Genomic DNA, 13,005 nt, shown 5'->3' on the forward strand with positions numbered 1-13,005 from the left:
CTTCAAGAGGACTGGCAGATGGAGTGCTGTGGCGAACCGTTCGCCGTGGGCGACGAGGTGAGCTGGCCGCTGCTGCTGCGGCCCTGCGGTGAGGTCCTCGGCGAAGGCTGGGACGAACACCTCACCGAGGTCTCAGGGCCGGTGGAGGACGTGCGGGACGACGAGTCCGGCGCGGGCGCGGTACGGGTGGTGCGCGAGGGGCCGACGACGGCGGTGCCGGTCGGTGACGCCTGTGACGAGCTGTCCCCCGGGGACCCGGTCCGCGTGGTCGGGCTGCTCGTCGTCAACGGGCACGGCGGCGGACCGCGGGTGACCGGCCGGGTGCGGGCCGTCCGGGTGGTCACCGAGGTGTACGAGGAGAATCCGCCCGGCTCGCGCACCTGGGAGCCGGTACCGGGGGAACGCGGGCTGCGTCCGGTGGACCGCTGTCCGAAGTGGTTCGACGACGGGACACCGGACGAGCGGGGCCGGCGGCCCGCCGAGTCGGGCGTCCTCGCGACCCTTGAGATCCCCGATCCCGATCCCGACCTGGGTGTCCGCGCCACCCCGGCGCAACTCCGTGACCGCTCCCGTTCCCGCCGGAGACAATGAACCCCGTGCGCTACCGCATTCTCGGCACCACCCAGGCATTCCGCCCCGACGGCACCCCCGTCGCCGTCGGCGGGGCGCGGCTGCGCGCGCTCCTGACCGTGCTGGCGTTGCGGGCCGGGCGGAGCGTGCCCGCGGCGCTGCTCGTGGAGGAGGTGTGGGCCGGGGATCCGCCCGCCGACGGACACGCCGCGCTCCAGGCCCTGGTCGGACGGCTGCGCCGGGCGCTGGGCGCGGGCGAGATCGTCTCCGGCGAGGGGGGCTACCGGCTCACCGCCGCCGCCGACGCCGTCGACCTGCACCGGTTCGAACGGCTCACCGCCGACGGCGTCCGCGCCCTCGCCGACGGCGACCCCGCCAGGGCGGCCGTCCTCCTCGACGACGCCCTCGCGCTCTGGCAGGACCCGCCCCTGGCGGACCTGCCCGACCGCACCACGGAGGCCGCCCGCCTCCAGGCCCGCCGGCTGGACGCGGTGCGCGTCCGGCACACCGCCGCGCTCGCCCTCGGCCACGCCGAACGCTCGCTGCCCGAACTCACCGCCCTGTGCGACGCCCACCCGCTGGACGAGCCGCTCCAGGCACTGCGGCTGCGCGCCCTGCGCGACGCCGGCCGCCCGGCCCAGGCCCTGGCGGCCTACGACGGTGTCCGCCGCCTCCTCACCGACCGCCTCGGCTCCGACCCGGGCCCGGAACTCCAGACCCTCCACGCGGAACTCCTCAACCCCCCGGCCCCCCGGCCGCCGTCCACCCAGAACGGGGGGCCCGGACCGGCCTCGGCCGCGCAGCCCCTGCATGGGGGTCCCGGGCCGGCCCCGGTCGCAGGGCCCCTGCATGGGGGGTACGGCGCCTCTTCGGCTGCGCAGGCTCCGCTAGGGGGTCCCGGGTCTGCTCAGGCCGCGCAGCCCCTGCTCGGGGGCGACGGCCAAGTCCCGGCCGCGCAGCCCTCGCACGGGGGCGACGGGTCGGCCGCGGCCGCGCAGGCCCTGCATGGGGGTCGCGGGGCCTCTTCGGCCGCTGGGCACCTGTACCGGGGTGCCGGGTCGGCTCAGGCCGCGCAGCCCTCGCTCGGGGGCGACAGCCGAGCCCCGTCCGTACAGCCCCCGCATGGGGGCCACGGGCCGGCGGCGGCCGCGCAGCCCCTCCTGCATGGGGGGCACGGGGCCTCTTCGGCAGTAGGGCACCCGCACGGGGGTGCCGGGTCTGCTCAGGCCGCGCAGCCCCTGCTCGGGGGCGACGGCCAAGTCCCGGCCGCGCAGCCCCCGCACGGGGGCCACGGGCCGGCCGCGTCCGCACAGCCCCCGCACGGGGGCCACGGCGCCTCTTCGGTCGTACAGCCCGCGCACGAGGGCTACGACCCCACCCCCTCCACCTGGCCCGCGGACCCGGGCTACGACCCCACCCCCGCCACCCGGCCCGCGGACCCGGGCCACGGCACCACCCCGGCCGCCCGGCCCCCGCTCCCGGACGGCCCGCCCACCCCGGACGGCTCCCGCCCGCCTGCGGCACAGCCGCCCGTCGGGCCACCCATGACCAACGGTGCCGCCGGTCCGACCGAGTCTCGGCTCCCCGCCGGGCCACCGGTATCGAACGGTGTCGCCGGTCCGACCGAGGCCCAGCCGCCCGCCGGCCCCCATAGCGCCCCCTGGCCCCGGCCTCACCCGCCCGCCGGCCCCCACAGCGCCCCCGCGCCCCCGCCCGTCGGCCCGCCCGCTGCGGGCGTCTTCCCGGCCAGCACCGGCACCGGCGCCGCCGCCGTCGCGGGAGACGGGAAGCTCTCCTCGGTGCCCCTCGCGCCCCCGGGCCGTTCGCCCGGACTCACCGCGCCGCCCCCCGGCAACCTCCGTGCCCGTCTCACCTCCTTCGTCGGCCGGGAGGGGGACATCGACGCCATCCGGGGGGACCTCGTGGAGGCGCGGCTCGTCACGCTGCTCGGGCCGGGCGGCGCGGGGAAGACGCGGCTGTCGCAGGAGGCCGCCGAGGGTGTGCGGGACATCGCGCGCGACGGCGTCTGGCTGGCGGAGCTCGCCCCCGTCGCCGACCCGGACGCCGTACCGCAGGCCGTGCTGACCGCCGTCGGCGCGCGGGAGACCGTGATGTACGCCGCCGGCGCGGAGGAGATGCGCGCGGTCGCCGAGCGCATGGACGACCCGGTGGAGCGGCTGGTCGAGCACTGCGCCCGGCGCCGCATGCTGATCGTCCTCGACAACTGCGAGCACGTCGTCGAGGCGGCCGCCCGTCTCGTCGAGGAACTCCTCGTCCGCTGCCCGGGCGTGACCGTCCTCGCCACCAGCCGGGAACCCCTCGGCGTCCCGGGCGAGTTGCTGCGCCCCGTGGAGCCGCTGCCGGAGCCCGTCGCGCTGCGGCTGTTCGCCGACCGGGGCGCCGCCGCCCGCCCCGGCTTCCGGATCGCGGACGATCCCGAGGCCTGCGCCGAGATCTGCCGCCGGCTCGACGGCCTGCCCCTCGCCATCGAACTCGCCGCCGCCCGGCTGCGCATGCTCACCCCGCGCCGGATAGCCGACCGCCTCGACGACCGCTTCCGGCTGCTCACCTCGGGCAGCCGTACCGTCCTGCCCCGCCAGCAGACCCTGCGGGCGGTCGTGGACTGGTCCTGGGACCTGCTGGACGAGGAGGAGCGCGAGGTCCTCGCCCGGCTGTCGGTGTTCGCCCGCGGCTGCGACCTGGCCGCCGTCGAGGCCGTGTGCGGGCCCGCCGCGCGCGACGCGCTCTCCTGCCTCGCCTCCCTCGTCGACAAGTCCCTCGTGGTCGCGGCGCCGGGCCCGGACGGCGAGATGCGCTACCGGCTCCTGGAGACCGTCGCCGAGTACGCCGCCGAGCGGCTCGACGAGACCGGTCGGCGTCACGAGGCCGAGTGGGCGCATCTGACGTACTACCGCGAACTCGCCCGCACCACCGAGCCCTCGCTGCGCGGCCCGCGCCAGCAGGCGGCCGTCGCGCTCTTCCAGCTCGAGTACGAGAACCTGCGCACCGCGCTGAGCCGCGCCGTCGCCGCCCGCGACGAGCAGGAGGCCCTCTCCCTCTCCCTCTCCCTCTCCTGGTACTGGCAGATGCGGGACCTGCGGATCGAGGCCCGTACCTGGTGCGGCGCGGTCATGGCGCTCGGCCCCGACCCCTTCGCCGAGCCCGTCCGCCCCGCCGCCGCGGTCCTCAGGCCGGTCATCGAGACGCCGCCACCGCTGTCCGGCGAGGTCCTCGCGGAGGCCCGGCGCGGGGTCCACCTCGTCCATCTCGCCTGTATGGAGACCGAGCTGGACGCCTGGAACACCCCGGAGGCCCGGCGCAAGCTGCGGATCGTCAGCGAGACCTACGCCCCCGGGCTGCCGCAGACCTGCCGCCCGCCGGGCCTGCTCTGGTTCTACGCCGTGATGATGACCGGGGACATGGACCGCATCCGCGTCATCCTCGACGCCAACGTCGCGACCTGCCGCACCACCCCGGGCTTCGAGTGGGAGCTCGCCACCACGCTGCAACTGCGGGCCAACCTCCTCGCCAACCGCGCCGACTGGGCCGGCGCCGCCGGCCGGGACGCCGACGAGGCCCTGGAGGTCTTCCGCCGGCTGGGCGACGCCTGGGGCGCGGGCGAGGCCCTCTCGGCGCGCGCCGAGGCCCGTGAGCGCACGGGCGACTACCGGGGCGCCGCGGCCGACTACGAGGAGGCCCGGCGCCAGGCCGAGCGGCTCGGCGCCCGCCACCAGTCGGCGGTCCTCGGCGCCCGGCTGGGCAGCGCGCTGATCGAGGCGGGTGAGGAGGAGCGCGGCGAGCGCCTGCTGCGCGAGGTCGTCGAGGCCACGGCCGACGGCCACAACGAGGCCATGCCCGCGGCCCGGCTCTTCCTGGCCTCGTACCTCGGGCTGACCGGCCGCGAGGCCGAGGCCCGGGAACAGCTGCGGCTGCTGCGCGAGACGTTCAGCCAGGCGCACTTCGTGGTCTTCGACGCCTTCATCCTGGGCGCGGAGGCCTGGGTGGACGTGGTCGACGGCCGGTACGCGCCGGCCCTGGTCTCCGTCCGCAGGGCCATGGAGCACGCGGCCGACCCGCTGGCCATGAACGTCGCCCCGCACATGCGCAGCTTCTACCTGGCCATCGGGGCCTACGCCCTGGCCTGCGTCGAGGGCGGCGCCCGCGCCCGGGACGCCGCCCGGTGTCTCGGCGGTGCGGCGGCCCTGCTGCCCCCGGGCCATGTCGCGGTCCGCCTGGAGCGCGAGACGGTCGCCCGGGCCACTGCCGCCGCCCGGGCCGTACTCGGCGACGCGGCGTTCGAGGCCGCGTACGCCGAGGGCGGCGCCCTCTCCTACGAGGAGGCCGCCGCCCTGGTCTGAGGGCCCCGCAGGACCCGGCTCGGCACCGAAGGGCCCGGCTCAGCTCTTGGTGCGGAACGTGCGGATGGCGACCGGCGCCATCACCGCCGTCAGCCCGACCGACCAGGCCAGCGTCACCCACAGGCCGTGGGCGACCGGACCGCCCACCATCAGCCCGCGGGCCGCGTCCGCCAGCGAGGACAGGGGGTTGTATGCGGTGAAGGTCTGCAGCCAGCCCGGCATCGAGGCGGTCGGCGCGAAGATCGACGAGCCGAACTGGAGCGGCATCAGCACCAGGAAGCCCATCGCCTGCACCGACTGGGCGCTCTTCATGACCACGCCGAGGGTGAGGAACACCCACATCAGCGCCGAGCCGAACACCGTGGCCAGCCCCACGGCCGCGAACAGCCCCGGCCAGTGCGTGATGTCGAAGCCCACCAGCACGGCCACGACCATGAGGATCACGCAGGCGACCAGCATGCGCATCAGCTCGACCACGATCTTGGCGAACAGCACCGACCCCCGGCCGATCGGCAGCGACCGGAAGCGGTCCATGACCCCGGAGTTGAAGTCCGTGTTGAAGCCGGTGCCCACGCCCTGGGCCATGTTCATCCCCATCATGGCGAGCAGACCGGGGATGACGTACTGGACGTAGCGCTCCTGTCCGCCGCCCAGCGACTGCCCGATGGACCCGCCGAAGACGTACACGAACAGCAGGGTGAAGATCACCGGGAACAGGATGGCGTCGAACATCGACTCCGGGTCCTGCCTGATCCACAGCAGATTGCGGCGGATGAGGGCACCGGTGTGCCGCAGATGGCTGCGCAGCGGGATCCGCGCGTCCGCCGCGCCCTTGATCTCGACGGCGGTGGGGGTGGCGGTGGCGGTGGCGCTCATACGGCGACCTCCTCGCGGTCGGCGGCGGGCACGGCGTCCTGCACGGCACCGGCGCGGTGGCCGGTGAGGGAGAGGAACACCTCGTCGAGGCTGGGCAGTTCGGTGGTGACGGAGGAGAGGGTGACGCCGCGCGCGGTGACCGCGCCGACGACGGCGGTGAGCTGCTCGTCGCTGAGCACCGGCACCAGCAGCGAGCCGCGTTCGGTGTCCACGACGGTGCCGGCGAGGCCGGTGACGCCGAGCTCGTCGATCCAGCCGGCCAGCGGGCGCAGCTGGAGCGGATCGGCGGGCCGGATGCGCAGGGTGCGTCCGCCGACCTTCGCCTTCAGGTCCTCGATCTCGCCGCCCGCGATGACCCGGCCCCGGTCCACCACGGTCAGCTCGGAGGCCAGCTGCTCGGCCTCCTCCATGTACTGGGTGGTCAGCACCACGGTCACGCCGTCCCCGACCATCGTCTTGACCTCGTCCCACACCTCGTTGCGGGTGCGCGGGTCGAGCCCGGTGGTCGGTTCGTCCAGGAAGAGCACGGTGGGCCGGCCGATCATGGACGCGGCGAGGTCCAGCCGCCGCCGCATACCGCCGGAGTACGTCCCCGCCGGCCGCCGTGCGGCCTCGGTCAGCGAGAACCGCTCCAGCAGTTCGTCGGCGCGGGCCCGTGCGTCCTTGCGGGACAGGTCGAGCAGCCGCCCGATCATGTACAGGTTCTCCCAGCCGGGGAGCTTCTCGTCCACGGAGGCGTACTGCCCCGTGAGGCCGATGACCCGGCGCAGCTGCCGCGGCTGGCGTACGACGTCGTAGCCGGCGACGGTCGCCTGCCCCGCGTCGGCGGCGAGCAGCGTGCACAGGATCCGCACCAGGGTGGTCTTGCCGGCGCCGTTCGGCCCCAGCACCCCCATCACGGTGCCCTCGCGCACATCCAGGTCCACCCCGTCCAGCGCCTTGGTCTCGCCATAGTGCTTGACCAGTCCCCGGACGGTCACGGCGCTGCCGGCGCCACCGGGGTTCGTGTCGATTCGCGTCATGCCAGGAACGGTGCCAGCCCCGACCGACAAACCACCGACAGCTCACCTACAGGCGTTCACCCGCGCCGACAGTCCGCCGACAAGCCCGCCGACAGTCCGCCGACAGAACGCGGCAGCCCGCCGACGGGGGAAGATCGGCGGGCTGCACTGTGCGGGGATGGTTCTAGTGGACGGAGTGCTCCTCCAGCGGGAACGTCCCGCCGACGACGTCCTCGGCGAACGCCTTCGCGGCGTCGCCCATCACCTCACGCAGGTTGGCGTACTGCTTGACGAACTTCGGCATCCGTCCGCCGGTCAGCCCGAGCATGTCGGTCCACACCAGCACCTGGGCGTCGCACTCCGGGCCCGCGCCGATGCCCACGGTGGGGATGTGCAGCACCCGGGTCACCTCGGCGGCGAGCTCGGCCGGCACCAGTTCCAGGACGACCGCGAACGCGCCCGCGTCCTGGACGGCCTTCGCGTCCCGCAGCAGCTGCTGGGCCGCCTCCTCGCCGCGGCCCTGCACGCGGTAGCCCATCGCGTTCACCGACTGGGGGGTCAGCCCGATGTGGGCCATGACCGGGATGCCGGACTCCACCAGCAGCTCGATCTGCCGGTGCGAGCGCTCGCCGCCCTCCAGCTTGACGGCCCCGACGCCGGCCTCCTTGACCAGCCGGGTCGCGCTGCGCAGCGCCTGGACCGGGCCCTCCTGGTACGAGCCGAAGGGCAGGTCGCCGACGATCAGGGCACGCCGGGTGCCGCGGACGACCGCCGCCGACAGCATGGTCATCTCGTCGAGGGTGACGGGTACGGTCGTCTCGTACCCCAGGTGGCAGTTGCCCGCCGAGTCGCCGACGAGCATGACGGGGATGCCCGCCTCGTCGAAGACGGACGCGGTCATCGCGTCGTAGGCGGTCAGCATGGGCCACTTCTCGCCGCGCTCCTTGGCGAGGGCGATGTCGCGGACGGTGATACGGCGTGTGCCCTTGCCCCCGTACAGCGCCTTGCTGCCGTCGGAGGGGTTCGTCTGGGCAGCCGAAAGCTGCGTCATTGCAACGGCTCCTTACGTCATCTCGAGGCGCCCTCACGGCGTCCCCGGACCACCCCCCATGGTGGCACCTCGTGCCACGCGGGGCCAGACCGCCCCGTGGGTCCGAGCGCAAGTAAAAGCTGGGTAAGAGAACCGCGTGTCGATCAAATACGAGACGGTCTCGTATCGAAAAAGCTCTACCCTCGACGGCATGACTACTCCTGCCGTACCCGCCGCGCCCCGGATACCGGAACAGGTGCACCGGCGCCGCTGGGCGATCCTCGGCGTGCTGATGCTGAGCCTGCTGATCGTGGTGCTGGACAACTCGATCCTGAACGTCGCGATCAAGACCATCTCCACCCCGGCCCCGACCGGGCTCGGCGCCACGCAGAGCGAGCTGGAGTGGGCCATAAACGCCTACACCCTGGTCTTCGCCGGTCTGCTGTTCACCGCCGGTCTCCTCGGCGACCGCATCGGCCGCAAGAAGGTCCTGCTCGGCGGACTGGCCGTGTTCGGCATCGGCTCGGCGCTCGCCGCCGAGTCGGGCTCGCCCGCCCAGCTCATCGCCTTCCGCGCGCTGATGGCCGTCGGGGCCGCCTTCGTGATGCCGGCCACCCTCGCCGTCCTCATGAACGTCTTCGAGCGGGACGAGCAGCCCAAGGCGATCGGCATCTGGGCCGGCGGCGTGGGCCTCGCCATCGCGATAGGGCCGATCACCGGAGGTCTCCTCCTCGACCACTTCTGGTGGGGCTCGGTCTTCCTCATCAACGTGCCGATCGTGATCCTGGCGTTCGCGCTGATGCTCTGGCTGGTGCCCGACTCCCGCGACCCCCGGCCGGGCCGGATCGACGCCGTGGGCGTCGTCCTGTCCGTCGTCGGCCTCGTGCTGCTCGTCTACGGCATCATCAAGGGCGGCGAGCTGGCCGACTTCACCGACGTCAAGGTGCTGTCGACGATCGGCGCCGGTCTCGCCGTACTCGCCGCGTTCGTCGTGTTCGAGGCGCGCAGCGACCACCCGTCGATAGACGTCACCTACTTCAAGAACAAGGTGTTCTCGGCCGCCATGGCCGTCATCACCCTGGTCTTCTTCGCGCTGATGGGCGTGACCTTCTTCTCGGTCTTCTACACCCAGAGCGTGCGCGGCTACTCGCCGCTCCAGTCCGGTCTGCTCCTGCTGCCGCTCGCCGCCGCCCAGCTGATCTTCGCGCCGCGCGCCCGGCTGGTCGTCGACCGCTTCGGGGTCCGGGCCACCACCACGGGCGCCATGCTCGTGCTCACCGCGACCCTGGCCGCGTTCGCCACCCTGGACGCCGACACGCCGATCTGGCTCCTGGAGATCGTCTTCTTCTGCATGGGCACCGGCATGGCCCATGTGATGACCCCGACCAGCGTGGTCATCATGCAGGCCCTGCCCCGGGAGAAGGCCGGCTCCGCCTCCGCCCTCAGCAACACCTTCCGCCAGCTGGGCGGCGCCCTCGGCATCGCCGTCCTCGGCTCGGTGCTCTCCACGTCGTACCGCACCGGCATCGAGGACAAGCTCGGCGCGCTGCCCGCCGGCCTGCGCGAGACCGCGGGCGAGTCCATCGCGGCCACCCTGGGCGTCGCCGCGCGGCTCGGCGCCCGCGGCAAGGGCCTGGTCGGGCCGGCCAACGACGCCTTCCTGCACGCCATGCACGTCACCGCGCTGTGCGGTGCCGTGGTGGCGCTGGCCGGGGCGGTCGTGGTGGCGGTCTTCCTGCCCCCCAAGCCGAAGGCACCTCAGCAGGGCGCCGCAGAGGAGGAGTTGGTCCGCACGGAGTCCTAGCACCGTCGTCAGGGGAGGCCCCGTGGGCGAGAATCCCCCCAGGAGACGAAAGGAACGATGGACGTGAGCCTCGTCGGCAGTGGCACCGCTCCGGACCAGCCCACCAGGGGCCGGCCCCGCAGCGAGGCCGTGGAACGGGCCATCCTCGAGGGGACGATGAAGCTCCTGGAGGACGGCGTGCCCCTCGCCGAGATCTCCATAGAGCGCATCGCCCGCACGGCGGGTGTCGGCAAGGCCACCATCTACCGGCGCTGGAGCGGCAAGGAGGAACTCTTCGTCGACGTCCTGCGCAGCGCCGAACCCGAGGACCCCGAACAGCTCCCGGGCACCTCCATGCGGGACGACCTCATCGTCCTGCTGGAGTCCCTGCGCCAACGGGGCCTCGCCAACCGCTCCTCGGCGATCCTGCACAACGTGCACGCCCAGATGAAGAGCAGCCCGAAGATCTGGGCGGCCTACCACAACGCGGTCATACTTCCCCGGCGCAGGGCCGGCATCGAAGTCCTGCGCCGCGGCCAGAAGAACGGCGAACTCCGCGCCGACCTGGACGTGGAACTGGTGAACGACATCGTCGTCGGCCCGATGCTCGTGCGTGCCGTCCTGCGCCCCGAGGCCGACCTCCCCGAGGACCTGGCGGAACGGATCGTCGACACCCTGCTCGCCGGACTGCGGCCCGTCGACTGACCCGGCGGCCGCTGCAATGTGCGCGTTCCGTCACAGGTCGGTCCACGCGGCGCCGCTCAGGAACTCCCGGCGCGGCACCGTTCGTCCTCGTGCCCGTACAGCCGTCGAGGGACGGCAGGATGGAAGCCGATCATCCCCTAGGGTCTATGCCCGGGGGAGAGACGGTGTGCACGGCAGGCAGTGAGGCGACGGTATGGCGCAGCAGGCGTACATGACGGAGACGGACGACGGCGGCAGCTCGGGACCCGAGCGCCGAGGAGACCGGTTCCGGCGCCTGATCGGACGTCTGGTCTCGGGCTGGCGCGGTGACCCACGCATCTGGCGCCGAGGTCTGGTGGTCGCGGCGCTGGCGCTGCTGCTCTCCCTGGTGATGCTGCTGCACTCGCGCATCCCCAACCGCTTCGGCAACCTCGGCAGCCTCACGGAGACGTTCCTGCCCTGGTTCGGGCTGTTCATCCCGGTGCTCGTGCTGCTCGCCCTGGTCCGCAGGTCGGCGAGCGCGCTGATCGCGCTGGTCCTCCCTGCCGTCGTCTGGCTGAACCTCTTCGGCGGGCTCCTCAGCGACAAGACCGGCAGCGGCGGCGACCTCACCGTCGCCACGCACAACGTCAACGCCGACAACCCCGACCCCTCCGACACCGCCCGGGACGTGGCCGCGTCCGGCGCGGACGTGGTGGCGCTGGAGGAGCTGACCGCCTCGGCGGTGCCGGTGTACGAGAAGGCGCTGGCGGCGACGTACCGGTACCACTCGGTGCAGGGCACGGTCGGCCTGTGGAGCACGTACCCGCTGAGCGGGGTCGAGCCCGTCGACATCAAGCTGGGCTGGACGCGCGCGATGCGGGCGACGGTGACGACCCCGGAGGGCGAGGTCGCCTTCTACGTCGCCCACCTCCCCTCGGTCCGCGTCAAGCTGCAGGCCGGCTTCACCGCCCGTCAGCGCGACAAGAGCGCGGACGCGCTGGGCGAGGCGATCGCCGACGAGCCGCTGAGCCGGGTGATCCTCCTCGGCGACCTCAACGGCACCATGAACGACCGCTCGCTGAACGCCGTTTCCTCCCAGATGCGGTCCACGCAGGGCGCGGCCGGCGACGGCTTCGGCTTCAGCTGGCCGGCGTCGTTCCCGATGGCACGGATCGACCAGATCCTGGTGCGGGGCGTGGAGCCGGTGACGTCGTGGACGCTGCCGCAGACGGGCAGCGACCATCTGCCCATCGCGGCACGCGTGAAGTTGACCGGCTCGTAACCCGCAGGAATACCGGACCGGGGAGACTTTGTTCCGTCGTTGAACATACGGAGTGTATGGCCGTACGACGGCACGACCCCCTGATCCGAAAGGCCACGTCCCCTCATGCCTCTGGCGCTGCTCGCCCTCGCCGTGGGTGCCTTCGGCATCGGCACCACGGAGTTCGTGATGATGGGCCTGCTGCCCGACGTGGCGGCAGACCTGCGCGTCTCCCTCCCCACCGCCGGCCACCTCGTCTCCGCCTACGCCCTCGGCGTCGTCATCGGCGCGCCCCTGCTCGCCGCCGTGACGGCCCGGATGCGCCGCCGCACCCTGCTGATGTCCCTGATGGTCCTGTTCGTCGCCGGCAACACCCTCTCGGCGCTCGCCCCCGGCTACGACTCCCTCCTCGCCGCCCGCTTCCTCAGCGGCCTCCCGCACGGCGCCTTCTTCGGCGTCGGCGCGGTCGTCGCCACCGGCCTGGTCGCACCGGAGCGCAAGGCGCGCTCGGTGTCGCTGATGTTCCTCGGCCTGACCGTCGCCAACATCGCGGGCGTCCCCGCCGCCACGCTCATGGGGCAGCACCTCGGCTGGCGGGCGACCTTCCTCGGCGTCGGCGTGATCGGCCTGGCCGCGGTGGCCTCCCTGGCGGTCCTGATCCCCCGGGACACGGGCGGGGTCCCCGCCACCGGCCTGCGTCACGAACTCGCCGCCCTGACGTCCCTCCCGGTCTGGCTGGCCCTCGGCACGACGGTGGCGGGCTTCGGTGCCCTCTTCTCGGCGTACAGCTACATCACCCCGATGCTGACCGACGCGGCCGGCTACGCCGACGGGAGCGTCACGCTCCTCCTCGCCCTGTTCGGCGTCGGCGCGACGATCGGCAACCTGCTGGGCGGCCGCCTCGCGGACCACGCGATGCGCCGCACCCTCTTCGCGGGCCTGGCCTCGCTCGCCGCCGTCCTCGCCCTCTTCCCGCTGATGATGCGCACCCAGGGGACCGGAGCCCTGGCGGTGGTCCTGCTCGGCATCGCGGCCTTCGTCGCGGGCACCCCCCTGAACCTCATGGTCATGGAGAAGGCCGCCACGGCCCCCTCCCTGGCCTCCTCCGCCAACCAGGCCGCCTTCAACCTCGCCAACGCGGGCGGCGCCTGGATCGGCGGCCTGACCCTGGCGGCGGGCCTCGGTGTCACGTCCCCGGCCCTCGCGGGCGCCGCACTGGCACTCCTCGGGCTGGGCGTCGCGGGGGTGGCGTACGGGGTGGACCGCCGCCGTGCCGCCGCCCGCGGATTCGAGCGGATCGTGGCGACCCACGTACCGGAGCCGGCGGAGGCGGCCGCACACCACTGACAGCGGTGGTGGACGGTCGGCCGGGCACCGGTCTCGGTCGTCCGCCAGGCGCACTCGCGTCACACAAGAAGGTCCATCGGCACGGCCCCCGTCACGAACGCGAGTCCCGCAGG

At 73.7% G+C, this 13,005-nt stretch carries 9 protein-coding genes; 6 read left to right on the forward strand and 3 right to left on the reverse strand.

The window, feature by feature from the left end:
* Positions 1-18: 18 nt before the first annotated feature.
* Together AQJ58_RS04575 and AQJ58_RS04580 are read left to right on the forward strand one after the other, a co-directional pair.
* On the forward strand, positions 19-591 hold the full coding sequence (locus AQJ58_RS04575; protein WP_067244941.1) for a DUF6578 domain-containing protein: 573 nt from the start codon (positions 19-21) through the stop codon (positions 589-591).
* Entirely contained in the window at positions 588-4,928 is a 4,341-nt protein-coding gene (locus tag AQJ58_RS04580) for an AfsR/SARP family transcriptional regulator (protein WP_067244943.1), read from the forward strand. The genes AQJ58_RS04575 and AQJ58_RS04580 overlap by 4 nt, the downstream gene beginning before the upstream one ends.
* Positions 4,929-4,967: 39 nt before the next feature.
* On the opposite strand, the gene AQJ58_RS04585 is transcribed toward AQJ58_RS04580, so the two are convergent.
* From AQJ58_RS04585 to panB, 3 genes are all read right to left on the reverse strand, one after another.
* Entirely contained in the window at positions 4,968-5,804 is an 837-nt protein-coding gene (locus tag AQJ58_RS04585; RefSeq protein WP_067244945.1) for an ABC transporter permease, read from the reverse strand.
* Positions 5,801-6,826 carry an ATP-binding cassette domain-containing protein gene (locus AQJ58_RS04590; protein WP_067244947.1) on the reverse strand — a complete coding sequence of 342 codons (1,026 nt, stop codon included), beginning with the start codon at positions 6,824-6,826 and terminating at the stop codon, positions 5,801-5,803. The genes AQJ58_RS04585 and AQJ58_RS04590 overlap by 4 nt, the downstream gene beginning before the upstream one ends.
* A gap of 163 nt (positions 6,827-6,989) precedes the next feature.
* Positions 6,990-7,856 carry a 3-methyl-2-oxobutanoate hydroxymethyltransferase gene (gene panB, locus AQJ58_RS04595; protein WP_067244949.1) on the reverse strand — a complete coding sequence of 289 codons (867 nt, stop codon included), beginning with the start codon at positions 7,854-7,856 and terminating at the stop codon, positions 6,990-6,992.
* Between the two features lie 190 nt (positions 7,857-8,046).
* Here panB and AQJ58_RS04600 point away from each other — a divergent pair, with 190 nt between their 5' ends.
* The 4 genes from AQJ58_RS04600 (at position 8,047) to AQJ58_RS04615 (ending at position 12,892) form a co-directional block, all read left to right on the forward strand.
* Complete coding sequence (locus tag AQJ58_RS04600) at positions 8,047-9,639, forward strand: MFS transporter (protein WP_067244950.1); 1,593 nt, start codon at positions 8,047-8,049, stop codon at positions 9,637-9,639.
* Positions 9,640-9,696: 57 nt separating this feature from the next.
* Complete coding sequence (locus AQJ58_RS04605; protein ID WP_107121955.1) at positions 9,697-10,323, forward strand: TetR/AcrR family transcriptional regulator; 627 nt, start codon at positions 9,697-9,699, stop codon at positions 10,321-10,323.
* Positions 10,324-10,516: 193 nt separating this feature from the next.
* Entirely contained in the window at positions 10,517-11,566 is a 1,050-nt protein-coding gene (locus AQJ58_RS04610) for an endonuclease/exonuclease/phosphatase family protein (RefSeq protein WP_079078692.1), read from the forward strand.
* A gap of 105 nt (positions 11,567-11,671) precedes the next feature.
* Positions 11,672-12,892, forward strand: coding sequence for an MFS transporter (locus AQJ58_RS04615; protein ID WP_067244952.1), 1,221 nt, complete (start codon positions 11,672-11,674; stop codon positions 12,890-12,892).
* The last annotated feature ends 113 nt before the right edge of the window (positions 12,893-13,005 follow it).

The organism is Streptomyces sp. DSM 15324 (genome assembly GCF_001514285.1).
Classification (GTDB): Bacteria; Actinomycetota; Actinomycetes; order Streptomycetales; family Streptomycetaceae; genus Streptomyces.

What these genes read in the sequence shown, in the direction of transcription:
- AQJ58_RS04590 (WP_067244947.1), bottom strand. Translation starts at nt 6,826, where the DNA reads ATGACGCGAATCGACACGAACCCCGGTGGCGCCGGCAGCGCCGTGACC.
- AQJ58_RS04575 (WP_067244941.1), top strand. Translation starts at nt 19, where the DNA reads ATGGAGTGCTGTGGCGAACCGTTCGCCGTGGGCGACGAGGTGAGCTGG.
- AQJ58_RS04610 (WP_079078692.1), top strand. Translation starts at nt 10,517, where the DNA reads ATGGCGCAGCAGGCGTACATGACGGAGACGGACGACGGCGGCAGCTCG.
- AQJ58_RS04580 (WP_067244943.1), top strand. Translation starts at nt 588, where the DNA reads ATGAACCCCGTGCGCTACCGCATTCTCGGCACCACCCAGGCATTCCGC.
- AQJ58_RS04585 (WP_067244945.1), bottom strand. Translation starts at nt 5,804, where the DNA reads ATGAGCGCCACCGCCACCGCCACCCCCACCGCCGTCGAGATCAAGGGC.
- AQJ58_RS04605 (WP_107121955.1), top strand. Translation starts at nt 9,697, where the DNA reads ATGGACGTGAGCCTCGTCGGCAGTGGCACCGCTCCGGACCAGCCCACC.
- AQJ58_RS04615 (WP_067244952.1), top strand. Translation starts at nt 11,672, where the DNA reads ATGCCTCTGGCGCTGCTCGCCCTCGCCGTGGGTGCCTTCGGCATCGGC.
- panB (WP_067244949.1), bottom strand. Translation starts at nt 7,856, where the DNA reads ATGACGCAGCTTTCGGCTGCCCAGACGAACCCCTCCGACGGCAGCAAG.
- AQJ58_RS04600 (WP_067244950.1), top strand. Translation starts at nt 8,047, where the DNA reads ATGACTACTCCTGCCGTACCCGCCGCGCCCCGGATACCGGAACAGGTG.